This is a genomic window from Nonomuraea sp. NPDC004186, assembly GCF_053603495.1.
Genome location: NZ_JBSGFQ010000101.1, coordinates 1 through 23,180, shown reverse-complemented (window position 1 = coordinate 23,180; position 23,180 = coordinate 1). Strand labels below are relative to the sequence as shown.

Here is a 23,180-nt window from a genome sequence, read left to right as displayed (position 1 = left end):
CTGTTCGATGGTGGGCCCGGGAGCAGTTCACCCTGGCGGACCCGCGCTCATCGTGGCGGCCTCACCGGCGGCGGCGCGTTCCTTGACCCCCAGCAGGAGCCCGAGCGGCACGAAGTAGAGTGCGGCGATGACGGTGCCGACGACGACGGGTCCGGTGGCACCGAGCGTCGATTCGAGCGCGTATCCGGCGATCCACGATCCGATGGCGGTGCCGAGGTTGAAGGACGACGTGCTGAGCGCCGACGCGAGTGTCGGAGCGTGGCCGGCGTAGCGTACGGCCATACCGATGAGGATCGGGTTCGTCGACATCCCGAACAGGCCCAGCAGGGCGATGAGCGCCACGGTGACGACAGCATTGTGAGAGGACACGCACAGAGCCGCGAGGACCAGGAACGTCATCCCAGCCGAGGCGAACAGCACCGCGTACGGGCGATCAGCTCCCAGGTGGCCGCCGAGGTTGGATCCGATGAACGCGCCGATGCCGTAGCCGACGAGGATGAACGGCACCGCGCTGCTGTTCAGGCCGGTGTTGGTCGTGAGCAGCGGGGAGACGAAGCTGTAGGCGGCCAGCGACGAGCCGCACACGATGGCGCATCCGGCGAGGACGAGCCAGACACGGCCGTCTTTGAGGCTCGCGAGCTCCGCGCGGACCGACGGCGCCGGTCCCGATGCGGGATCCGCCGGGACGAGCCGGTAGACCACGACGGCGGCGAGCACGGCGAGGACGGCGAGTGCCCAGAACGGGCCACGCCAGCCGATGGCCTGGCCGGCGAACGCGCCGAGCGGCACGCCGATGACGTTGGCGAGCATGCCGCCGCCGAGCACGATGCCGAGGGCACGAGAGCTCGCCGCGGGGCCCGCGGCCTTGGCACCGACGACCGCGGCGACCGCCCAGAACGCCCCGGTGGCGAGAGCGGTCACGAATCGGGCGCCGAGGACGAGCGCGAAGTCCGAGGTCGTCGCGACGATGACGTGCCCCATCGCGAACACGAGCAGCGACAGGCCCAGCGTCACCCCCCGTGGGAGCTTGAGCGTGGCGATCGCCATCGTCGGAGTACCGACGATCATGCCGATCGCGAACACCGTGATCGTCAGCCCCGCGTTCGCGACCGTGATGCCGAGGTCGTGAGCGATCTCGGGAAGAATGCCCGCGACGACGAACTCAGTGGTACCCATCAAGAACGTGCCGGCGGCCAGCACGTACGTGACGAGTGGGAGTCGTGCCTTGGCAGCAACGGTCAGGGCAGTATCGCTGGACATGACGCGATGAAGTGCTTTCTGCTGGACGGTGAGGTGACACGCACCCATACGGCCCGGTTGTACCGGGGTGCAGGAGGGGTGCCCAACCAGAGAATCAGGCCCTGGAGCGTCCAGGGAGTCCCGGTGGATGGAGGTACTCGCAGGGACTCCCACCTCCCGGTACGGCCTGCCTACCGTGGAACGAGCCGAGCGCTCGCCGAAGCAGGCGCGTGAGTTCACCGGCGATTCGCAGCAGTGACGTCGAAGCAGGAGGGTCATGACCACGTTCGCGATCATCGGCGCCGGTCCCGGGTTGGGGATCGCCGCCGCCGAGAGGTTCGGGCGCGAGGGATTCGCCGTCGCGTTGCTCTCCCGGAACCAGGAAAGACTCGCGGGCCTGGTCGACGGACTGGCAGCACAGGCAATCACGGCTCGCGCATACGCTGCTGACGTGCATGACCGGGACGGACTCACCACCGCGCTGGCGTCCGCGGCCGATGATCTCGGCCCAATCGAGGTCCTGCAGTACAGCCCCGTCCCGCGGCGCGAGTTTCTTCTCCCGCTGCTGGAGACCGGTGTCGATGACCTCAGCGCTGCGGTCGAGTTCTCCGTTCACGGACCGGTCGCCGCGATCCGGCAGGTCCTCCCCGGTATGACCGCGCTCGGGCGCGGCACGATCTTGTTCGTCAACGGCTCCAGCGCCGTCACGCCGAACCCGAACGTGACCGGCACGTCCGTCGCGTTCGCCGGCGAGTCCGCCTATGGGCTGATGCTCCATGACACGCTCATTGGGCAGAACATCCACGTGGGCCAGCTCATCGTCCCCGGTGCCATCCGGCCCGGCGACCCGGTGTTCGCCCCGAACCTGCTCGCCGACCGCCTGTGGCAGATGCACATCGGCCGCGGTGCATACCGCGTTACCGTCGGCGCCGAGCCCTTGCGGTGACCGGGTGCACCACGAACGCACCGGCCGGAACACCCCCGCCCGTCCCTGGCGCGACCGAATCCTCCCCCGCGGTGGTGGCGCGCGGCCTCGACGCACCATGCGCAATCGCCATCTCCGGCGCGAACGCTCTGAAACGGCCGGACGGGCGTCCCTGTCGTAGGAGGACCGTCCGGGGAACAACCGGTCGATGTCGCCGGGCACGCCGAGTTCGGCGCCGACCGCGAAAGCCTGGCCGCCGTCCTTCTCGATGAGCTCGACGGTTTCCTGCGCGGCCTGCTCGTTGTGCGCGTAGTGCACGGCGACCAGGGCTCCCTCGCGGGCCAGGCCGACGGCCACGGCGCGGCCGATGCCCCGGCTGGAGCCGGTGACGAGAGCGGTCCTGCCGCTGAGCTTCTCCATGATGGTGTTCCTTCGGAGTTCCGGTCGAACCGCGGTACGCACGACGGCGGGAAGCGCCTGCCGCCCGGCGGCGCTTCCCCCCGTGTGGACCGTCAGTTGGGGATCGAGACGAGGATCTGGTTGCCGGGCCGGTAGTGGTCGGCGAGTTCGACGACATGTCCGGCGGTTGCCGCTGGATGGTGAGCAGGGCCTTCGCCGGTGGGGGTGGCGCCGGCGTAGGCGATCACGGAGGCGGTAAAGGCCGTGTTGAGCCGGGCCGGCGACCAGGCCGTCGCATCCTCCGGGGTCATGCGGGCCCGGCCTTCGGGGTGATGGTGTCGGGGCTGGTGCCGGTCTTGAGGAGGAAGTCGAACGCCATCGTCCTGTAGGGGCCCGCGAAACCGTGTTCGGCGATGTCTTCGGGGTCCTCGTGCAGGACGGTGTCGGCCTGCAGGGCGGGAGGGGCCAGTGTCCCGCCGACGAAGTCGACCGGTATGACGGGATCTCCCTTGAAGTAGATCTCGCCTCGCCAGGGAGTGAGCAGGTCGGCGTGGTGGACCTCGTAGTGGATGTGGGCCGGGCGGTAGAGGCTGCGGCCGAGGGCCGCGACGGCCTCGGGGACCCCGTTGACCTGCATGGTGTGGGAGTCGGCGTAGGCGACCGGCGTGATGGTGGTGAACGTGTAGCGGCCGTCGGCATCGGTGAACAGATGCCCGCGCAGGTTGTACGTGGGCACTCCGTCGTCGAACAGCCCGGAGTAGTTGCCATTGTTCGCCGCGTGGTAGATCTCCAGCTTGGCGCCCGCGATCGGACGGCCGTGACCGTCCAGGACACGACCAGAGACGATCAGCGGGGTTCCGGGCTCGTCCGGACGCATCGGCAGGGTGCCGGGGTTGTCGATGCGCGGGGAGCCGGCGATGTAAGTGGGGCTGTTGACCTCTTCTGAGGGGGTGTACCCGTCCTGGCCACCCTGGAAGATCTCGCTGTACAGGGGCATGGCGGCCAACGCCAAGGGGACGCCGGTGGCTGCCTGGATCCTCTGCAGCAGGTCGGCGGCCACGTTGAGGTCCTCGAAGGTCAGTCCCTCCTCGTCGCGCATACGGGCCAGAGCGTCCTTGAATGCCTGGACGAGACGTACCGCACGGGGGTTGATCAATGCCGGGTCGACATAGGACGGATCGGTGGTCGTGGTCATTCCCATCTGCTCCTCGAAGGCGGGCCGGCTGATGGGGCATCAGCCGGCGACGGATGCCAGGGATCGGTTGCCCTGGTCTCAGGGGGTGCGGGCACGCCGCGGCACAGCGGTGTCAGCCGCGGAAGACGAGCTCGGCCTCGTCGCGCTTGGTGGTGTGCAGATCCCAGTAGAGGGGAGTGATCTGCTCGGGCTGGACCGCCTCGACGCCGGGGAGGATGGATACGCCGACGGACGCGTCGATGCCGACGTGGGCGGCCTGGATACCGGTGCCGGCGTCGGCGAGCTCCTTGTGCAGGTTCATCACCCAGTTGCGCAGCGCCGCGGCGGCGGCGTTGACGTTGGCGACCCGCGGGTCGGGCCAGATCGAGCCGGCGCCGGTGGTGTAGAGCAGGGTGCCGGCGCCCGCCTCCCGCATCGCGGGCAGCACCGCGTTGGTGGCGGCGATGGCCCCGTAGAGCTGGAAGTTCATCTCGAACTCCACATCCGACGGTTCGGTCCCGGACGGAGAGGTCAGTGTGGTGATGCCGAACTGCCCCACCGGGGAGTACTCCAGGACGTCGATTCCGCCGAACCTCGCGGCGGCCTCCTTGAGCGCGCGAGTGAGCCCGGCGCGGTCGAGCACGTTCGCGGGGAACGCGGCGGCGGTGATGCCGTCGGCGGCGAGCTTGCCGACGATACCGTCGAGCTTCTCCCCGTTACGCGAGATCAGGGCGACGTCGAAGCCCTGGGTGCCGAAGGTGCGGGCGATGGCCAGGCCCAGCTGGGGGCCGGCTCCTACGATGGCGATGCTGGTCACAGCGATCCTTTCGCATGAACGTGATGGCGAAGCGGTGCGTCAACTCGGATAGGCTTATCCGTTTCAAGATCGGCACCGCCCAGCCCCTGCGCAGCGACGCCGAGCGCAACCGCGCGCGGATCATCGCCGCCGGGCGCACGGTGTTGGGACGCGACGGCCCGAACGCCTCCATGGCCTCCGTGGCTCGCGAGGCAGGCGTGGGGATCGCCACCGTCCTGCGCCACTTCCCCACGAAGGAGGAGCTGGTCGCCGCCGTCTTCGCCGACCGCATGGACGCCTACGCCGACGCGGTCGCCGTGGCTCTCGACGACCCCGATCCCTGGCACGGTTTCACCGGCTACATCGAGGCCGCCTGTGCGATGCAGGCCGCCGACTACGGTTTCGCCGACGTGCTGACCATGACCTTCCCCACCGCCAAGGCTCTGGAGGAGCGCCGCAACGAGGCGTACGAGGGCATGGTGGAGCTCATCGGCCGCGCCAAGGCCACCGGCCGTCTGCGTGCGGACTTCGGCCCCTCGGATCTGGTGCTGATCCACATGGCCAACGCCGGCGTCGTGAACGCCACCGGCGATGCCGCTCCCGACGCGTGGCGACGCGTCGTCGCCCTGTTCGTCCAGTCCTTCGAGGCCCCGGCCCGTGGCCCCCTGCCGGCCTCCCCCGAGCATGACGCTCTTTACAAGGCCATGCTCCGCGCCGATCCAGGGGGGATCACTTCGCCGGCGCCGGGCAAGAGCAGCTGACCTCAGGATCGCAATCGCCCCGCTCTGGCGTGGCATGTCGGGGAAAGGCCTTGCCCGTCAGCTCGACCAACGCATGGGGCGCCGCCAACCGGACCATGACGGGCAGCACCTTGAGCTTCCCTCGCAGCTTGTCGCACTGGTCGGCCGACGACGGGGGTCAGAAGCCGTAGGGGCCGAAGCGGCCCCAGGCCACCAGGGCGGCCAGGACCAGCAGGACCGCGTTGAAGGCGATCGCGGCGGGTTCCTTGCGGCGGGCGTGGGTGAGTGCGGCCAGGATCATCACCACGGCCAGGCCAGTGGCGGCCAGCGGGGTGAGGACGGGGGCGATGCCGGTGGCCGCGGGCAGGATCAGCCCGAGCGCGCCGGCGAGTTCGGCGATGCCGATGAAGCGGACGGTGCCGGCGGAGAAGTCCTCCACCCACGGCAGCTTGGCTTGGAGCTTGTCCTTGGGCTGGGTGGACTTCATGAGCCCGGCCATGCCGAACATGACGGCCAGTACGGCCTGCACGATCCACAAGACGATGTGCATGAGACTTCCTTGGGAAGACGGGGGTGAGCGTGAGGGGACGGGTCCTCCGGCTTGCCAGTGCTTGCCGCGAGCCGCCTGTCAGCCGTTGAAGATGGCCTCGGGCTGGTCGCGGCGCTCGTGCAGGTCCCAGTACAGCGGGGCGATCTGCTCGGGCGTGGCCGTAGGGAAGCCCTCGGGGCCGCCCTCGCCGATCCAGGTGTTGATCGCCACGTGCGCGGCGTGCACGCCGCTGCCGGCCAGCTCGTTGTGCAGGTTGAGCACCCAGTTGCGCAGAGCCGCGGCGGCGGCGTTGACGTTGCCGAGCATGGGGATCGGATGCACCGAGCCGCCACCGGTGGTGAACAGCAGCGTGCCCGCCCCGGCCGCGCGCATCGCGGGCAGCACCGCGCCGGCGGCGGTCACGGCGCCGTAGAGGTTGTACTCGATCTGCGGCTGCAGGTTGTCCACCGTCACCTCGGAAGGCACGGCCATCGTGAGGCCGGGGACCGGCGAGTGCGGCGCCGGAGAGTACTCCAGCACGTCGATGCCGCCGAACCGCTCGGCTGCCGCGTCGAGGGCGGCGGACAGGGAGGGCCGGTCCAGCACGTCGGCGGGGAACGCGGCGGCGGTGATGCCCTCCTGGCCGAGCCGGCCGATCAGGGCTTCCAGCTTCTCTTTGGTACGGGCGATCAGGGCGACGTCGAAGCCGCGGCTGCCGAAGGTGCGGGCGATGGCCAGGCCCATGCCGGGGCCGGCGCCGACGATGGCGATGGTGGGCATGATCAGATCTCTTTCGTGGGCGGTTCAGGAGCAGGTGACGGCGAGCTTGCCGAGCGCGCCGGCGCCGAAGGCGGCGAACGCCTCCGGGGCCTGCTCCAGCGGGAAGGTGGCGGTGACCGGGACCCGCAGCGCGCCCGAGGCGACCTGGGCGGCCAGGGCGGTCAGGGTCTGGGGGTTGGTGTCGGCCATGATCGTGTGGACGGTGACGCCGGAAGTCTCGACGGCGTCGGCGGTCAGGCCGAGGGTGGAGGCGAGGCGGCCGCCCGGACGCAGCAGGCTCGCGAGCCCGGCGCCGTCGCCCGCCAGGTGCAGTACGGCGTCCACGCCTGCCGGGGCGAGCGCGCGGACCTGGGCCGGCAGGTCGCCGGTGTAGTCGACGAGGTCGAGTTTGGCGTCGGTGAGGCCGGTGACGAAGTCGGCCTCGGCGCCGGGACGGGCGGTGGCGATGACGCGGGCGCCGCGGGCGGCGGCGAGCTGTACGGCCAGCGCGCCCACTCCGCCGGTGGCGCCGGAGATCAGCACGGTCTCGCCGTCGGCCGGGGCGACGGCGTTGAGGCTGTCCAGCGCCGCGGTGCCGGCCAGTCCCAGCGCGCCCGCCTCCCGAACGCCCAGGCCCTCCGGGATGGGGGCCACGCCGTAGCCGGCGGACACGGTGACGTACTCGGCCAGCGAGCCGGTGCCCACGAACGGCTTCATCACCACCCCGAAGACCGGCTGGCCGACCTCGAAACCGTCCACACCCTCGCCCAGATCCTCGACGGTGCCCGCGAAGTCCTTCCCGATCACCAGCGGGAAGCGGTGCTCCATCACCCCTTGCAGGTAGCCGGCCACGGTGGCGGCATCGAAGCCGTTGATCGAGGAGACGGTCACCTTCACCAGCAGCTCACCGGCCTCAGGACGGGGAGTGTCGACCTCGGTCACGGCAGGAGTCGCGGGGACGGAGTCCAGCGTCACGGCACGCATGTTGTACACCTTTCGAAAAGTGGAACGGGGTGCCCAGTTCCACGTCGACAGCCTAGCAATGAAACTGGGCAGCCCGTTCCACTTGGGTAAGATGGGACCATGACCTCCACCGCAGACCCCGACTCGACCCTGGACCGGCAGCCCGAACCGGGGCTGCGCGCCGACGCCGAACGCAACCGCGAGCGCATCCTGGCCGCCGCCCGCCGCCTGTACGCCAGCCACGGGATCGGCGTCTCCATGGCCTGCATCGCCCGCGAGGCAGGCGTCGGCAAGGCCACCCTGTCACGCCGCTTCGCCACCCCCGAAGAACTCATCAACGCCGTCTTCGCCGACCGCATGGACGCCTACGCCGCCGCCGTCGCCCAGGCCCTCACCGACCCCGACCCCTGGCACGGCTTCACCGGCTACATCCACACGGTGTGCGCCATGCAGGCCGCCGACCGCGGCTTCGCCGACGTGCTGGCCATGACCTTCCCCACCGCCAAAGCCCTGGAAGCCCGCCGCGCCGAGGCCTACAACGGCTTCCTCGAACTCATCGCCCGCGCCCAGGTCACCGGCCACCTGCGCGCCGACTTCACCTCAGAAGACCTCGTCATCCTGCTGATGGCCAACGCCGGTGTCATCGCCGCCACCCAAGACGCCGCCCCCGGCGCCTGGCGCCGCCTGGTCGGCCAGATGCTGCGCGCCTACGCCGCCCCAGACGCCGACCTCCCGCCGCTGGAGCAGGCTCCCGCACCCACCGCGCTGTACCGCGCCATGGTCCGCCTCACCCGCCCCGCCTCCAGCACCGGCGGAGACATGGAGCAACCGGACGGCCGGTGACGTCGCCGGGCGATCATGGCGAGTGTCTCGTCCACCTGACTCCGCCGCGCGCCGGTCATGCCTTGACTCTGCCTCGCCATCCGCGAACCGCCGGCGCCTACATTCCGCGCTTGGCTACCGGCCACCCGTGGAAGCACTAAGGCGGCTGTCCGGAATCACCGTGGCCCCTCAAGGGACAGCGACGTGCAAGTTGGATGACAGTGCCGCTTGAGAGGCTCCGGCGTGATGGGAGTTTCGGACATCTTGCGCGCAAGCCCATGGAGGAGGACAAGACCAGAGTGAGCGACAACTCGGGACGTCAGCAGGTGACCTTCCGACCTCGTCCAGGACGGCGGATGGTCACATGTGTCGCTCCCATCGCGATCATGACTGCAGGTGCGGGTGTGTTGGGCGCGTGGAAACTCACCCTGAGTGGTCTGCCGCTGCTTGGCCTGATGGCGGTGGGACTCGTGGTGGGCGGCGCCTTGGCCGTCCGCAATGCCATGGTCGGCGTCACCGTCGCGCCTGGCGAAGTAGTGATCATAAATGGGCGCAAGACCATTCGGATACCTGTTGAGAAGCTTGAGGGCTTCGACTGGGGAGACTACGGTCTCGTTGCCGTATGGGACGACAATGGTGGCAGGCAGGTGACCCCGGTCGCGGCGTTCAACAAGATCGCCAACCCTATGGCCGACCTCGAGCACGGCCATGAGGTCTGGGAGCAGTTGAAAGACTTGTCCAGGAGGCCGGTACGGCGTCCGCAGCGACCACGGCCGCGCAGGCGGCTGAACTGAGCGTACGCGCCGGCGCGAAGGCCAGTCCCTTGCCACCGCACCTCACGTTCTTGTGCTCGGCGAACAGGGTTCCGTCGAGGGCGATCAGGAGGTCCGCGTCGGCGTCGATCATCCGTCGGCGGGCACGCTCCAACTCTTCCCGGCCGAGGCGGTCGTGGACGTGGGCCAGGACCGCGGAACGGAACACGAGCACTGGCTGGTCGGTGCGCTGCTCCAGCAGCGAGGCCCTCCATCCGGGCGATCAGCCACCCTGGAACCGGGATCAGCAAGGTCCGTACGGAACGGGGGCCGCTCGGCGATGCGGGCGGGACCAGAAGAGCAGCTTCGTGCAGCGGATCGACGGCACCGGCGGGCGGCACGTCGAGGTCTTCGGCTACCCGACCTCGCTGTCGCTGACCCCGGCCTTCGATCGGTTCGCCTATCTGCGCGACGGCATGTACGACATCAGCACCGGCCAGGTGGCCTCGATCAGCCTCTTTGTCGACGCCAGCGCCAACGTCGCAGCTCCGTGACGCAGGTCATGCAGCCGCACCGGCGGCAGCCCGCTGGCGGCCACCAGCTTGTGGAAGCGGTGAGTGAGATAGCTCGGCTGCACCGCCGTTCCATTTCCGAGGGTGAAAATTGGGCTGGTTGGAGACCAGCACTCCCGCAGCAGCCGACGCTGCGCACGCTCATGCCGGCGCAGCAACCGCACGCTCTCCGGATCCAGCGCCACCGTCCGCCGGCTGGCCTCACTCTTCGGCTCACACAAGGCCAGCCCATCATCGGTGTGCACCAGCTGATGCGCCAGTGAGCTCACGCCGCCCCAGGTCGACGTCCACCCAGCGCAGACCAGCCACCACAACAGAACAACGGGTCTTCGTGTGCGAGACGCAGGAAGGCAGCCAGTTGCTCCACCGTCCACACCGCCACAGGCGGCCGCTCTCCTCCGTGTCTGCAGGCCGCCTCCCGCCGAGCCGTCCACACCACTGGATGCATTCAGCCGTACGCCCTGCGCGGGGTTGGCGGCGATCAGGTCCTCGCGCACCGCATGGTTCACGGACCCGCTCCAACGTGGATGCGCTGATCGGCTCACCGTACGGATTCCGCCGCCGTCCCAGCGCGACGAACATGCGCGTCACATCCCGCCGGGACAACTCGGCCAGAGTCAAGTGCGTTCTCCATGGCGAGGGCAGCGTCGATATACCGTGCCTCGTCGCGCAACCAGTGTTGGGCCCGGCGAAGCGCATCTCCGGCTGCCTTGCCACCCGCGATCTCACGGTGGAAACGCAGGTCGTCGACCATCCGTGCCGCACTCAGTACGCCTGGGGCGCCTGCGAAGACGAAACCACCGGCTCTAGCCACGGAACGGACACTTCCCATGAGCGGGCGTCCTGGCGGTGCCGCTCGCCGATTGGAATGATGACGGGATGGAATATCGCGAGCTGGGACGATCGGGGCTGCGGGTATCGGTGCTCACCATGGGCACGATGACGTTCGGCGGCGGGGGCAAGTTCGCTTACGTCGGCGACACCGGGGTGGAGGAGGCGCGCAAGCAGATCGACATGTGCGTGGACGCCGGTGTCAATCTCATCGACACCGCCGACGTGTACTCCACCGGCCTGTCGGAGGAGATCGTCGGCAAGGCGATCCAGGGCCGCCGTGACGACCTGCTGCTGGCCACCAAGGTACGCATGCCGATGGGTGACGGACCCAACGACGCCGGGCTGTCGCGCCACCACGTCATCACCGGGGCTGAGGCGAGCCTGCGCCGCCTGGGCACCGACCACATCGACCTGTACCAGGTGCACGAATGGGACGGCCGCACCCCCGTCGAGGAGACCCTGGCGGCGCTCGATCACCTGGTGACCGCCGGCAAGGTCCGGTACGTCGGCGTCTCCAACTACACCGGCTGGCAGCTCATGAAGGCCCTGGGCACCGCCGACAGGCTCGGCCTGCCGCGCTTCGTCAGCCAGCAGATCTACTACTCCCTCCAGGCCCGCGACTCCGAGTACGAGCTGATCCCGGCCGCGATCGACCAGGGCCTCGGCGTGCTGGTGTGGAGCCCGCTGGCCGGCGGCCTGCTGTCCGGCCGCTACCGGCGGGACGCCCAGCCGTCCGAGGGCCGCCAGCTCACCGAGTGGAACGAGCCTCCCGTACGCGATCAGGAGCAGTTGTACGACACCGTCGAGGTGCTGGTCGACATCGCCGGGGAGCACGGGGTGTCGGCGGCGCAGGTGGCGCTGGCCTGGTTGCTGGGGCGGCCCGCGATCACGTCGCTGGTGGTGGGCGCGCGCACCAGCGAGCAACTGGCCGACAACCTGGCCGCCGCCGACCTGAAGCTGACGGCCGAGCAGCGCGCCCGGCTGGACGAGGTCAGCCGCCAGCCGCTGCTCTACCCGTACTGGCATCAGGCGGCGACCGCTTCCGACCGGCTCTCGCCCGCCGACCTGAGCCTGCTCGGACCGCACCTGTAGACAGGTTGTACGTACGCCCGCCGACACCGGCCTTGGGCCGATCGGGCCGTTCTCGCTCGATCACGTCGGTGAGATCTTGGCGCGCCATGGCGAGGACCTGCCAGAACCGCAGACCGGCGCGCAGGCCATCCCTGTGATCTCGACTCCGTACAGGCTCTGGTACTTCCGGGGCTGTGCCGGGGTGGCCGACAGAGTAGGTTCGCGCCTGTGAGTGATATTCGACTTCTCGGTCCCGAGGAACTGCCCCTGTGCCAGCGGCTCGAAAGCGATCGCGAGTGGTCCACCGACGAGGCCAAATGGCGGCTGATGTTCGAGACGGGTGAGGTCTACGCCGTCGACGCGGCCGACGGCGACGGCCTGGCCGGGTGCGTCGTGGTGACCCGCTACGGCGACTCGCTGGCCGACGTCGGCATGATGTTGGTCGCCAGCAGGTACGGCAGGCAGGGGCTCGGCACGCGGCTGATGGAGCACGCCCTGGAGGCCGCCGGAGACCGCGTCGTGGAGCTGACCGCGACCCGGTTCGGGCGCCCCGTCTACGAACGGCTGGGCTTCCGGCCCACGGGCAGCCTGACGATCGCTATGGGCCCGATGGAAGGGGCGGCGGGGTCGTCCGGAGTCCGCGCGGCGACACCGGACGACCACGCCGCGCTCCTCGACTTGGACGCCGAGGTCACCGGGGCCGACCGGAGCAAGGCGCTGACCGCCCTGCTGGCCACGGCCGAGCGTACGCTCGTCACCGACGGCGGCTTCGCCGTGGCCTGGAACGCCGGCCCCCACCGTGTCATCGGTCCCGTCGTCGCGCCCTCGGAGGAAGCCGCCCGCGAGCTCATCCTGGCCGCCGCCCACGGCGCCGACCGCGACGTGCGGATCGACCTGCTGGACGCCTACCCGGGCCTGCGCCCGTGGCTCACTGGGCTGGGGCCCACCGAGGGCCCCGCGGCCCTGCCGACGATGGTTTACGGCGCCCACCGCCACCCGGGCGACCGCGGGCGATACGTCGCGCCCATCCTCATCTCGATGGGCTGACCGGCCATCAGGTCGGCCGCCGCCCAGGCGAAGACGCGGACCCGCGCCGCCGGCCGGCTCGCCAACTCTGACGCCCGGATTCGTGCGCGACACGGCCGGGATGGTCCTTGCCTGCCACACCGGATCACCGTTCTGGAACGGCACCTCGGCGTCGGCACCAGGGGTGAGATTCGCCCCGGGAGCCCGGACCCTCCTCGCAGCTCTCCTGACGCCGCTGCCGCGCGAAGTCCTGCGCGGGCTCCGGCTACTCCCCCGCGCGGGTCGGTGGTGTCGGCCGGGTCGGCTCCGAGGCGGCGGGCCATCTCGGGGCGGAGGAGTTCGTGCCGGCGTCGGCCGCCGCGCCGAACAGGGCCTCTTCCTTGGAGCGGAAGTACCGGAAGAACGTGCTGCGGGAGATCTCGGCGGCCTGCTTCTACCCGGGCGACGTCGTGACGAACTCCGTCTCCGACACCACTGGCCCGTGCCGCGTCGGCACCCATCAGGGCGCCCCCGGCCGGCACGGTCGGTTCCGGATGGCCCCCTCGCGGTTGTGGGTGCAGGTGGCGGTTCAGGCGACGCCGTGATCGAGTACGACGCCGGCGCGCAGGCCAGGGCCGCGGCGGTGCCCCTGAGATTGCCGCGCCACCATCCTCGGGGTACGTTCTCGGCGAGCTTGTTGGACGACGGCATTGCCCGGAGGCGGCTTTGACAGAACAGTCCAGCACCACCCCGACCTGGCCAGACCTTCCCCCAGGCCCGTACGGCACCCTCTCGCCCGATCTGGTGCGGCGGCACGCCGAGGCCCCGATGGAGCCGGCGACGTTGCCGAGCGGCGACCGGGTCCCGATGATCGTCAAGTACGCGGACGTCCGCGGCCTGCTGATGTCGCCGGCCAGCAGCCGCAACCTGCGCGAGCCCGGCCTGCCCCGGCTGGTCAAGGGCCCCTTCCTGGATGACGACCCGGCGGCGCTCATGAACCAGGACCCGCCGGAGCACACCCGCTACCGCCGCATCATGCACGGCACGTTCACCCCCAAGCACATCGAACGCTGGCGGCCCCGCGCCGCGGTCATCGCCGAGGAGCTGATCGAGGCGGCCGGCGCGGAGTTCGACCTGGTGGCGGACTTCGCGCTGCCGCTGCCCGCGCGGGTGATCTGCGAGATGCTGGGCGTGCCGATGGACCGCTACGAGCAGTTCAGGGGCTGGACGGACACCTTCCTGTCCACCACCGACGCGAGCGCTGAGGCCAGGCACGAAGGGCTGGCGGAGTTCACGGCGTACACCCGGGAGCTGATCGAGCAGCACCGGGTCAAGCCGGGGGAGGATCTGATCGACCTGCTCATCGAGGCGCGCGACGAAAACGACGGGCTCAGCGAGGACGAGCTGACCAACATGGTGTTCACGCTGATCGTGGCCGGGCACGAGACGACCGCCTCGATGATCATCAGGGGCACGTTTCGGCTGCTGTGCCACCCCGGGCAGTACGCGGAGCTGGCCGCCCGCCCGGAGCAGGTCGAGGCGGCCGTGGAGGAGATCCTGCGCCACGAGGCGCCGGGCAGCAACGGCATGCTGCGGCGGATCACCCAGGACGTCGCGCTGTCCGCCGGGACCATCCCGGCCGGGAGCGTCGTGCTGCCGAACCTCTCGGCGGCCAACCATGATCCGGAGGCGTTCGAGGATCCGCTGCGGTTCGACATCCACCGCTTCGATGACGCCCAGCCGAACCCGCACCTGGCCTTCGGCCACGGGCCTCATTACTGCCTGGGCGCGAACCTGGCCAGGATGGAACTGCAGGAGGCCTTCCGCGCCCTGGTGACGGGCCTGCCGGGGCTGCGGGCGCGGGAGGACCTGGCGGACGTGCGGTGGAGCGACGGCGCGTTCGTCTATCGGCCGCGCCGCCTGCTGGTCAGCGCCGGGTAGCAGAGGGGGCGCCGCGAGAGGCGCCCCCCTGGATCGTCAGAGCGCGCAGCGGGCCTGCGTCTTGTCCGTCGTGGTCATCGCGCAGACGGTGCGCAACCGATCGACCTGAGCCTGCGCTGTAAAGGGGGCGAGAGGATCGCCGCGAGAAGCAGCGGATATTTATCTGCCGGCCTCTGTCCCCCTATCGTCCCTGTTATAAGCGTGGCTGCGTACAGGGGATCAATGCCGACGGCAAAGCGCCGGTGCACGTCGAGGCGCCCATCATTTGAGTGATCACGTCAGATTGGTCCATTGCCCGCGCCGGTGCACGGAAAGCGCATTCCCCCTTTTCTCGGCCGCCTCTTGACAAGTCAGATGGTTACGTAAACGCTCTGCGGCAGGACGCCTCAAACGTCGCGCGCAATCCGGTCGTCCCCGTTCCCACAGGGGGATCTTGTCTCAGGCTCTTCGTGGGACTCACAGCTCTTTGTTAACGCTAACAAATGTTTCTGCCGCGGATTCCGGAGGGTGGGCCCGTGTCCCTGCGCCCAAAGCTCACCGCGCCAGTCGTGGTCCTGTCGAGCTCGGCCGCCGCCGGCACGGCCGCACCGCCGGCCTCGGCGTCCGAACCAGTCCGGCGACGGCTACGCCCTCCACCTGGTGGTCAGCTCCGGCGCGGCGCGCGGGGCGGCCGCGTGAACGGCTCGCAGTACGTGCGGCTGCCGATCACGTTCCCGTCCGCGACGAGCATGAGCTGGCACTCGCAGACCACGATCGAGGTCGCCATCGGCGTGATCACGGGCTCAGGCGCCACGCCGTCGTACCGGACCACGGCCCGGCACAGCGGCGAATACCGGGACGTGTCCGGCGCCCCGACCGCCGACGGAGCCGACATCCAGCAGTGGACCCGCACCTCCTCCTGACCCCACCGCACCTTCGGAGCGACGATGACACACCTCTTACGGCGAACGGCGCTGGTCGGCCTGGCCGGTGCCCTGCTGCTCGCTCTCGGCCTCACCGTTCTCGAACGCCCTGCCAAGGCCGCGGCCCCCTACACCGCCTATCTGATGGCGCACTTCACCGGCGAGAGCGCCAACGGCGAGCAGATCTACTTCGCCACCAGCACCGACGGCCTGCACTGGACCGATCTCAACAGTTCGCTGCCGGTGCTTACCTCCAGCATCGGCGAACTCGGCGTCCGCGACCCCGCCATCGTCCGTGCGCCGTCCGGCGACCGGTTCTATCTGATCGCCACCGACCTGCGTATCGCCGCCGGCAAGGGCTGGGACGTCGCCCAGCACGATGGCAGCACCTCGCTCGTCGTATGGGAGTCACCTGACCTCGTCACCTGGTCGGCGCCGCGCCTGGTGAACGTCGCCGGGACCATCCCCGACGCCGGCTGCGCGTGGGCGCCCGAGGCGATCTACGACCCGGCGAGCGGCGACTACGTCGTCTACTGGGCGACGATCTCGCCGCGGAACGGCGTCGACAAAGCCCGCATCTACTACTCCCGCACCCGCGACTTCCGCACGTTCACCGCCGCGCAGCTCTACATCGACCGGCCGGGCACCCGGGGCATCATCGACACGCAGATCCTGGAGATCCCCGGCAGCGTTGGCGGCTACCGCTACATCCGCGCGTCCGGCGACGGTCAGATCACGATCGAGGGCAGCAACCAGATCCTCACCGGCTGGACCCGGCTCGGCGACATCTCCCACCTCGGCTACACGGGCGCGCAGGTCGAGGGCCCGATCCTGCACCAGTACAACGGCCGCGACGAGTGGGGCCTGTGGGTCGACCAGTACGCCGCCGGCCGCGGCTACCTGCCGCTGACCACGACCAATCTCGCCGCTCCCAGCGGCTACCGCGTCCGCGTCGCCTCGGAATACGCGCTCGGCGCCGGCCGCAAACGGCACGGTTCGATCATTGGCATCACCCAGGCGCAGCTCACCGCGCTGCAGGCCAAGTGGGGCGGCCCCGCCTCGGCCGGCACCCGGCGCCTGCAGTCGGTCAACTTCCCCGACCGCTACCTGCGGCACAGCAACTTCGATGTCCGTATCGACCCGAACGTGAGCCCGCTCGCCGACTCGCAGTGGCGCATCGTGCCGGGCCTGGCCGATCCGGCGGGGGTGTCGCTCGAGTCGTCGAACTTCCCCGGCTGGTACCTGCGGCACTACGACTACGACTTCGTTCTGGCCAAGTATGACGGCACCGCCACCTTCCGCGGGGACGCGACCTTCCGCCGGGTGGCGGGCCTGGCCGACTCCTCGGCGGCGTCGTTCCAGTCATACAACTTCCCGGACCGGTACATCCGTCATTCCAACTACCTGCTTCGCCTGGATCCGATCAGCACGGCCACCGGTCGGGCGGACGCCACCTTCCGGATCACCAGCTGATTCCTCCGGTGGCAGGGAGCGTCGCACAGCGATCGGTGCAACCCGGGCCGGGGAGCCGCCGGCCCTGCTCCTGGAGCAGCACGATGCGGCCCGGACGTACGTCAGCAACGTGATCTTCACAGACCCAGGAACTCAGATCTAGTGATGGGAGTTTCATGACACCGACCAAGGCGTCTGACGCTTGCTCGTCAGGACAGTCGCGGAGCACCCGGTCGTTGCGCCGGCCGCTGGTCCCTCTTGTGATGACCGCGCTCGCCGCAGTGGCAAGCCTCGTCATTCCCGCGTCGCCGGCCAATGCCGCCACCAGCCAGTTCCGAGGCATGAACTGGGCCGTGCTGGGTGACAATTTCAGCACCGGTACGCTCGTCGTCCAGGGCCTGAGCCAGTCCGACAGCAACGCGACAGTACGGGCCAAAGCCAACGCCCTCTACGACGACATGGCCTCCACCATGGGGGTCAACACCGTCCGGCTGCCTATCAACACTCACACTGTGGCCAACACGACCTGGTGGAACGCCTACCGCGGAGCCATTGACGCCGCCACCGCCCGTGGCTTCAAGGTCATCCTCGCCTATTGGGAGGACGGCGCCGCCTCCGGCGGCAAGATCACGAACCTCGCCGCATGGAACACGATGTGGTCCAGCGTGACCAACACGTACGGCTCGAACAGCAACGTCTACTTCGAGCCGATGAACGAGCCGCACGGCTACACCTCGGCGGACTGGCGCAACGTCGCAGCGAACTGGCTCAGCTACCACACCTCGGCAGTGCCCGGACGGGTGCTCATCGGTGGCACCGGCTACAGCCAGGACCTGCGGGACGTCTGCAACGACAGCCGCTTCAACTCGACGCTGCTGTCCTTCCACCATTACGCCTTCTTCTACAGCGCGATGACCTACGACGCCTTCCGAACCCACATTCAGACGCGTCTGGGCAACTGCGCCTCCCGCGCGGTCGCGACCGAGTTCGGCGCACCCATGTCTACCGGCCTCAACTACGGCGACGCCAACAGCACCGACAACTTCGTGCGCCATATCCGCGCCATGGCCCAGGTCATGCGCGACAACCAGATGGGCGGCACCTACTGGCCCGCTCTCGGCGGCAAGCCAACCGAAAGCCTCGGCTACGACCACTACTCGATGTACGCCCTGAGCGGCAGCGGCACCGATCTCAACTTGACCGTCCGCAACGCCTCCGGCGCTGACCGGATCCGATACGGCTGGGGCGACACCGTCGGCGACCCCACCCCTCCGCCGACGGTCTACACGATAAACGCGCGCCACAGCGGCAAGGCCATGGACGTCCAGCAACCGAACACCGACAACGGTGCGCGCGTCGGCCAGTACACGTACGGCGGCAACGCGTGGCAGCAGTGGCAGTTCCAGGACGCCGGCAGCGGCTACTGGCGCATCATCAGCCGTCACAGCGGAAAGTGCCTTGATGTGGTGAGCGCTTCAACCGCCGACGGCGCCGAGCTCATCCAGTACACCTGCGGCACCGGCACCAACCAGCAGTTCCAGATGGTCGCCAACGGGAGTTACTTCCAGCTCCGGGCACGACACAGCAGCAAATGCGTGGACGTACCGTCCGCATCGACCGCGGACGGCGTGATCCTCAAGCAGTATCCGTGCAACACCGGCACCAATCAGCAGTGGTCGCGCACGGCCGTCTCGACGTGACCGCGGACCCGCGGTGGCGGGTGCTGGAGCCCCCGCCGGAAGGCGAGATCACCGATCACCTCGGCTACGACCGGCACGACTGACCGGGAACAATAGCGGAATAGCCGCGACGGCAGCCGCACCAAGACTGTGGTGACCAACGTCGGCCCGGTGGAGGTGCGGGTGCCGCGCGACGTGGCGGGCAGCTTCGATCCCCAGCAGGTGTGCAAGCGGCAGCGCCGGCTGTCGGGAGTGGATGAGATGCTCCGGACAGCCACCCCGGGTATACGCCGCGGCCTGCAGCGCGTCAACGACGAGTTCGGTGCGCATGTGGTCGGCGATCGACCAGCCCACCAGCCGACGTGAGTACAGATCCACCACAGTGGCCAGGTAGAGGAACCGGCCGCCGCCGACGGGCAGGTGATATCGCCCACGTAGCGGATGTTCGGCTCGGCAGCGGTGAAGTCGCGCTGTATCAGGTCCGCCACCGGCGCTGTGTCCGGCTCCGGGATGGTGGTGCGGACCTTCTTCCGCAGATGCAGTCCAGCGATGCCGTGCTCGCGCATCACCCGCTTGTGGTTGACCGTGATCCCGGCCGCGCGCAACTCGGCCGTCATCCGGGGTGAGCCGTAGGTGCCGTCATGCTCGGCATGGATCCGCCGTATCCGCCCGGCCAGTTGCTCGTCGGCCTGCGCGGTGCACACCCATACCCGCAGCGTCTCGCGGCTGATCCCCAGATCCCTCGCGATCGACGTAATCGTCCGGTCCGGCCTCGACAACACCAACGCCACCGCGTCGGCCGTGAATTCGGGCGGATAGTTCTTCATCACCATCAGTGACGTCTCTTCCCCTGGACCTCAAGATCCAGTCTCCGAGGTGTCCATGTTCAAGGGGGAATGCCCCTCAGCGCCTTCACCCCCTCCCGCTCAACCGGACGAGGGTTCTGCGCTGAGAGTGATTCGAGTTCTTGAGCCCCACAGGGTCGGTCGGGACCTCGCCGCCTTTCTCCGCGCCGGTGCGCAGGGGATGGGGTTCCGTCACGGTAGAGTTCTGGCGGACTTTCATTAAGGTGGACGGCATGTGTGAGTAAGGCCAATGAGCTGATCGGCGCGGCGATGGAGGCGCTTGCCCGCGAGGATCAGGCGTCCTTCGACTCCGCCGCCGCCTTCCTGGCCGACCGGGACGACGCCGATCGCGTGCTGGTGGAGGTCGCGACCCGTGCGATCTCGGGGTTGTGGCGGAACGGCTGGCAGCCCGCCGACGTGGTCAGGATCGCGGCCAGGCGGCTGACCGACTGGCACGGGCGGGCGGCGGCCGACCTCATCGCCTGGGAGATGCGGGCCTATGAGCCGGCCACGGTGGATGAGCGCTGGCGCGACCAACTCACCGGCTTGGAGGCCGCGGTGTGGTGGAAGGGCGGCTACCTGGCGGCGCGGCAGGCGCGCGACGGGTCCGGCCGTCTGGTGACCGCCTCCGGTGTGCTGGAACTGCTGGGGTTGCTGACCGGGCTGCCCCGGCTGGAATCGTTGAGCCCGCCGCCCGGGGCCGCTCGCCGTACGGTCCAGGCACGCTCGCACGTGGTCAGCGAGAAGACGCTCGCGCGGGTGCGGGCGCTGCTTGCCAAGGCGGAGTCGACGACGTACGAGGCGGAAGCGGAGACGTTCACGTCGGCGGCGCAGAGCCTGATGGCGAAGTACAGCATCGACGCGGCGATGCTGGACGCGCAACCAGGCGGAGGTGAGGCCCCGGCGGGCATCCGGGTCGGCATCGACACGCCGTACGAGCAGCCCAAGGCCGTGCTGCTCAACCTCATCGCCGAGGCCAACCGGTGCCGGGTGATCTGGTCGAAGGAGCTGGGGTTCGCCACCGTGCTGGGGTTCTGGGCGGACCTGTCCTGGGTGGAGATGCTGTTCACCTCGCTGCTGGTGCAGGCGCAGACCGCGCTCGTGAACTCAGGCACCAAGAAGCACGGCACCGGCCGGTCGAGGAACAAGGCGTTCCGCCAGTCGTTCCTGTCGGCGTTCGCCTCCAGAATCGGGGAGCGACTCGCCGAGGCCACGGCGGACGCGGTCGCGCAGGAGAGCGCCAGCCGAGGCACCGACCTGGTGCCGATGCTGGCGGCCCGCGAGCAGGAGGTGGAGCAGGCGGTCGAGCGCATGTTCCCGAACCTGGTCTCGCATGCGGTCCGCACGTCCTGGGACCGGGAGGGCTGGGCGGCGGGCCGTACCGCCGCCGATCAGGCCAGCCTCGGGGCGCGAGACCGATAGCGCTCCGGGTGCGAATATCCATCCGCGCAGGCATGGAGGTGATGCGCTCTCTTGTGCTCCCACGCACGGCGTAATGGTCGATCGTGCTACTGCGCTTGGCCTACCCGACGATGACGACCACCTTCTCGTTTCTGGGGCTGCTACCCCGGATCAATCGCGACAAGGAGATCGAGATCTTGGTGTTGCGGCACCAACTGATGGTGCTTGCGCCTGCCGGAAAGTCCGTCCATGCAGTTCAAGCGGCATGTGAGTGCTCGTGGAGAACCCCGCCGAGCCGGTCTCTTCGGCGTATGTCCAAAGCGTTCGCGGCGGCGGGACTGCACCCATCGCTCCATGATCGAGTTCATACGTGGCATCCGAATCCCGGTGGGCACGGTCTGGATGCCGGCCTCGGCGAGGGTGTCGCTTGTGAGGGCTGGGAACTTCCCCTCCCGGTCTCGGGAGCTCGTATCCTCCAGGTCCATCACCAGGCTGATCCAGCTCGCGCTCGGGTGCGCGGTGGTGCCGAGAACTCGGACGCGCCTGGTGGCGTGCTCCATGACCGCCAGGATGTACTGGCGCTGCCCGTTCAAGGTGATGGTCTCGATGAAATCGCAAGCCAGCAGGGCATCGGCTTGCGAGCGCAGGAAGTCGGCCCACGTGGTGGAAACCCGCTCGGGCGACGGATCAAGTCCCTCCTGCTTGAGGATCTCCCAGACCGCCGGACGCAACGACCTTGATGCCAAGCGTGGTTGAACTCGCCGATATCCCCATGAGGATTTTCGCGAACCAGGCGCAGAATGAGAGCGCGGATCGATCGGAGCGTGGGCGGCCTCCCAGGCCGCTTCAGCCGGCAGGGTATGGGCGTGACGATCTGATGACGCAGGGCAAGTATCTCAACGTCCTTGTCCCGATCGCTCATCGGCAGCAGCCGCAGCGCTGCCATGGCGTTCGTGACGGTCAAGAAGGCCAGGCGAAGGAGCACGGCCGATCATCATGCCGCACCCGCCCTGCTCCCCTGGGCGGATGTAATTATCGGCAGGCGCACTGCGGCGGGAGTATCCCCGGCTGCCTACCAGCACAGATGATGCCTTAACGACACGGATGTTCCTCAACTCCCGTGCCCATGACGGCGACGATCGTCACCTGGACCCGGCTCCGCCAACGCCGGGAGGGTAACCGCTTCGTCGACACCGGGAGAGAGGCTGCCCGGCGAAACACCTCTACTCACGTCGCATGGGACACCGGGGACGGTATTCAAGGGGGAGACCGTCCCCGGCAACCCGCCTGTGCGAGGCCTCTCACGCCGGCGAGGCCTCTGCGATCGCTGGCGAACTATGCCGTAGCACCCGCCGAATTTCTAACGCTACTGGATGTAGCTGATGAGGAAGGGAAGCTGCTGGTTTCCGTCCTCCAGGGTGCCGATCGATCCGTTGGGATGGAGCACGACGTTGCCCTCGCTGTAGTTGTCACCCCTCCATGAGTAGATCCAGGCTGGGCCGTTGAGGTATTTGGCGGCACTGTCGCGCCACGAGGCGGTGGGGATGTCGGCCAGCTGGTGCCCGTTTCCCCGGGAGGCGGCGAAGGAGTAGGCCTCGTTGCGTGTCTTTTTCATTCCTGGTCCGTACCAGTACAGGCGGTAGGTGCCCTGGGCGGTCTCCTCGCCGTCGGCGACGGTGGCGGAATTGGGGATCTCTATTAGCTGGTCGGTCATCGCTGCTCCATCTCTCGCTTGGGGGTGGAGGCGGAACGCCGCCCACCCACCGTTACCCAAAGCTATATATCCATCACTTATAGTAGTTAAACGGACATCAGGGGCGCCGTGGGTGCCGTCCATCAGACGAAGGTCAGCAGGGCTGTCCTGACTCAGTCGAAGTGATGCCCGGCGTGGCGCTCCCATCGCCCGCGCCCTGAACACCGGCCACCGCGCTCTTCTTGAGGGTCCTGAGCGCACCGCGATCCGTCACGCCCTGGACGGGTGCCACCGGGCTACGGCGGAAACGGGCCGCGGGACGACATAACCGCAGGTCAGCGTTGAGCCCGCGTTTCGTGCGCAGTGGAGCGACCGATCTTGAGCGTGCGGGCGGCCTCAGCCACCGAGTCACCGTCGGCGACTACGGCGCTGGGGAACCTGTGGACAGCTGTCGGCGCTGAGAAGGAGCTTGATTACAGTGAGCTGAGGCTGCTCCTGGTTGCGAAGCTTCCTTAGTTCGTCGCCTGGTCCCGGCGTCGGCGTGCGGCGCGGATCTCGGCGTCGGCGACCTTGTCGTCGGGGCATGCCGAGTATCGGAACTGTGATTCTTGACCTACGGCCCGGTTGGGCCTGCCACGCTCGACGCCGGCACTTGATATGACCCACATTCGGAACTGGCGCCTGGTA

The 23,180-nt window shown here is 68.9% G+C and carries 22 protein-coding genes and 3 pseudogenes; 14 read left to right on the top strand and 11 right to left on the bottom strand.

The window, feature by feature from the left end; genetic code table 11:
- Positions 1 to 27: 27 nt before the first annotated feature.
- A complete protein-coding gene (locus tag ACWEPL_RS50095) occupies positions 28 to 1,260 on the bottom strand; it encodes an MFS transporter (RefSeq protein WP_452440501.1) in 1,233 nt (410 codons plus the stop codon).
- Positions 1,261 to 1,516: 256 nt separating this feature from the next.
- Here ACWEPL_RS50095 and ACWEPL_RS50090 point away from each other — a divergent pair, with 256 nt between their 5' ends.
- A complete protein-coding gene (locus ACWEPL_RS50090; protein WP_452440500.1) occupies positions 1,517 to 2,185 on the top strand; it encodes an SDR family NAD(P)-dependent oxidoreductase in 669 nt (222 codons plus the stop codon).
- A 192-nt stretch (positions 2,186 to 2,377) separates the two neighbouring features.
- Here ACWEPL_RS50090 and ACWEPL_RS50085 read toward each other — a convergent pair.
- From ACWEPL_RS50085 to ACWEPL_RS50070, 4 genes and pseudogenes are all read right to left on the bottom strand, one after another.
- Positions 2,378 to 2,584: pseudogene (locus tag ACWEPL_RS50085) on the bottom strand (SDR family NAD(P)-dependent oxidoreductase); the annotation flags it as partial.
- Between the two features lie 92 nt (positions 2,585 to 2,676).
- Positions 2,677 to 2,874: a hypothetical protein gene (locus ACWEPL_RS50080; protein WP_452440499.1), complete on the bottom strand. Its 198-nt coding sequence runs from the start codon at positions 2,872 to 2,874 to the stop codon at positions 2,677 to 2,679.
- Positions 2,871 to 3,758 (bottom strand): dioxygenase family protein, encoded by an 888-nt coding sequence (locus ACWEPL_RS50075; RefSeq protein ID WP_452440497.1) that lies wholly within the window; start codon positions 3,756 to 3,758, stop codon positions 2,871 to 2,873. Before ACWEPL_RS50075 ends, ACWEPL_RS50080 begins: the two co-directional genes overlap by 4 nt.
- A gap of 112 nt (positions 3,759 to 3,870) precedes the next feature.
- Positions 3,871 to 4,554, bottom strand: a complete 684-nt coding sequence (locus ACWEPL_RS50070; RefSeq protein WP_452440496.1) for an SDR family NAD(P)-dependent oxidoreductase — start codon at positions 4,552 to 4,554, stop codon at positions 3,871 to 3,873.
- A gap of 23 nt (positions 4,555 to 4,577) precedes the next feature.
- Between ACWEPL_RS50070 and ACWEPL_RS50065 the strand changes: the two genes are divergently transcribed.
- Positions 4,578 to 5,294, top strand: coding sequence for a TetR/AcrR family transcriptional regulator (locus ACWEPL_RS50065; protein ID WP_452440495.1), 717 nt, complete (start codon positions 4,578 to 4,580; stop codon positions 5,292 to 5,294).
- A 157-nt stretch (positions 5,295 to 5,451) separates the two neighbouring features.
- Here the strand turns inward: ACWEPL_RS50065 and ACWEPL_RS50060 are convergent, their stop codons facing one another.
- From ACWEPL_RS50060 to ACWEPL_RS50050, 3 genes are all read right to left on the bottom strand, one after another.
- Positions 5,452 to 5,823: a DoxX family protein gene (locus ACWEPL_RS50060; RefSeq protein WP_363984982.1), complete on the bottom strand. Its 372-nt coding sequence runs from the start codon at positions 5,821 to 5,823 to the stop codon at positions 5,452 to 5,454.
- 78 nt (positions 5,824 to 5,901) lie between these two features.
- Positions 5,902 to 6,582 (bottom strand): SDR family NAD(P)-dependent oxidoreductase, encoded by a 681-nt coding sequence (locus ACWEPL_RS50055; protein ID WP_452440494.1) that lies wholly within the window; start codon positions 6,580 to 6,582, stop codon positions 5,902 to 5,904.
- Between the two features lie 24 nt (positions 6,583 to 6,606).
- Positions 6,607 to 7,545 carry an NADP-dependent oxidoreductase gene (locus ACWEPL_RS50050; protein WP_363984986.1) on the bottom strand — a complete coding sequence of 313 codons (939 nt, stop codon included), beginning with the start codon at positions 7,543 to 7,545 and terminating at the stop codon, positions 6,607 to 6,609.
- 99 nt (positions 7,546 to 7,644) lie between these two features.
- On the opposite strand from ACWEPL_RS50050, the gene ACWEPL_RS50045 reads away from it, so the two are divergent.
- From ACWEPL_RS50045 to ACWEPL_RS49995, 11 genes and pseudogenes are all read left to right on the top strand, one after another.
- Positions 7,645 to 8,367: a TetR/AcrR family transcriptional regulator gene (locus ACWEPL_RS50045; RefSeq protein WP_452440492.1), complete on the top strand. Its 723-nt coding sequence runs from the start codon at positions 7,645 to 7,647 to the stop codon at positions 8,365 to 8,367.
- 365 nt (positions 8,368 to 8,732) lie between these two features.
- Positions 8,733 to 9,140: a hypothetical protein gene (locus ACWEPL_RS50040; protein ID WP_452440491.1), complete on the top strand. Its 408-nt coding sequence runs from the start codon at positions 8,733 to 8,735 to the stop codon at positions 9,138 to 9,140.
- Positions 9,141 to 9,466: 326 nt separating this feature from the next.
- Positions 9,467 to 9,652: a hypothetical protein gene (locus ACWEPL_RS50035; RefSeq protein ID WP_363984992.1), complete on the top strand. Its 186-nt coding sequence runs from the start codon at positions 9,467 to 9,469 to the stop codon at positions 9,650 to 9,652.
- Positions 9,653 to 10,549: 897 nt separating this feature from the next.
- Positions 10,550 to 11,596: an aldo/keto reductase gene (locus ACWEPL_RS50030; protein ID WP_363984994.1), complete on the top strand. Its 1,047-nt coding sequence runs from the start codon at positions 10,550 to 10,552 to the stop codon at positions 11,594 to 11,596.
- 207 nt (positions 11,597 to 11,803) lie between these two features.
- Positions 11,804 to 12,622 (top strand): GNAT family N-acetyltransferase, encoded by an 819-nt coding sequence (locus tag ACWEPL_RS50025; protein WP_452440490.1) that lies wholly within the window; start codon positions 11,804 to 11,806, stop codon positions 12,620 to 12,622.
- 320 nt (positions 12,623 to 12,942) lie between these two features.
- Positions 12,943 to 13,185 (top strand): hypothetical protein, encoded by a 243-nt coding sequence (locus ACWEPL_RS50020; protein WP_452440489.1) that lies wholly within the window; start codon positions 12,943 to 12,945, stop codon positions 13,183 to 13,185.
- A gap of 121 nt (positions 13,186 to 13,306) precedes the next feature.
- Entirely contained in the window at positions 13,307 to 14,521 is a 1,215-nt protein-coding gene (locus ACWEPL_RS50015; RefSeq protein ID WP_363984999.1) for a cytochrome P450, read from the top strand.
- Positions 14,522 to 15,036: 515 nt separating this feature from the next.
- Positions 15,037 to 15,423 (top strand): hypothetical protein, encoded by a 387-nt coding sequence (locus tag ACWEPL_RS50010; protein WP_452440488.1) that lies wholly within the window; start codon positions 15,037 to 15,039, stop codon positions 15,421 to 15,423.
- Positions 15,424 to 15,447: 24 nt separating this feature from the next.
- Positions 15,448 to 16,896 carry a glycoside hydrolase family 43 protein gene (locus tag ACWEPL_RS50005; RefSeq protein ID WP_452440487.1) on the top strand — a complete coding sequence of 483 codons (1,449 nt, stop codon included), beginning with the start codon at positions 15,448 to 15,450 and terminating at the stop codon, positions 16,894 to 16,896.
- A gap of 242 nt (positions 16,897 to 17,138) precedes the next feature.
- Entirely contained in the window at positions 17,139 to 18,575 is a 1,437-nt protein-coding gene (locus ACWEPL_RS50000) for an RICIN domain-containing protein (protein ID WP_363985004.1), read from the top strand.
- A 44-nt stretch (positions 18,576 to 18,619) separates the two neighbouring features.
- Positions 18,620 to 18,821 (top strand): annotated as a pseudogene (locus ACWEPL_RS49995) (transposase); the annotation flags it as partial.
- Here ACWEPL_RS49995 and ACWEPL_RS49990 read toward each other — a convergent pair.
- Positions 18,804 to 19,387: pseudogene (locus ACWEPL_RS49990) on the bottom strand (IS3 family transposase); the annotation flags it as partial. The pseudogenes ACWEPL_RS49995 and ACWEPL_RS49990 overlap by 18 nt on opposite strands.
- A 249-nt stretch (positions 19,388 to 19,636) precedes the next feature.
- On the opposite strand from ACWEPL_RS49990, the gene ACWEPL_RS49985 reads away from it, so the two are divergent.
- Positions 19,637 to 20,821: a DUF2786 domain-containing protein gene (locus ACWEPL_RS49985; RefSeq protein ID WP_452440485.1), complete on the top strand. Its 1,185-nt coding sequence runs from the start codon at positions 19,637 to 19,639 to the stop codon at positions 20,819 to 20,821.
- A gap of 140 nt (positions 20,822 to 20,961) precedes the next feature.
- Here the strand turns inward: ACWEPL_RS49985 and ACWEPL_RS49980 are convergent, their stop codons facing one another.
- Together ACWEPL_RS49980 and ACWEPL_RS49975 are read right to left on the bottom strand one after the other, a co-directional pair.
- Positions 20,962 to 21,531, bottom strand: a complete 570-nt coding sequence (locus ACWEPL_RS49980; RefSeq protein WP_452440484.1) for a hypothetical protein — start codon at positions 21,529 to 21,531, stop codon at positions 20,962 to 20,964.
- Positions 21,532 to 22,166: 635 nt separating this feature from the next.
- Complete coding sequence (locus ACWEPL_RS49975; RefSeq protein WP_363985010.1) at positions 22,167 to 22,514, bottom strand: hypothetical protein; 348 nt, start codon at positions 22,512 to 22,514, stop codon at positions 22,167 to 22,169.
- Positions 22,515 to 23,180 lie beyond the last annotated feature (666 nt).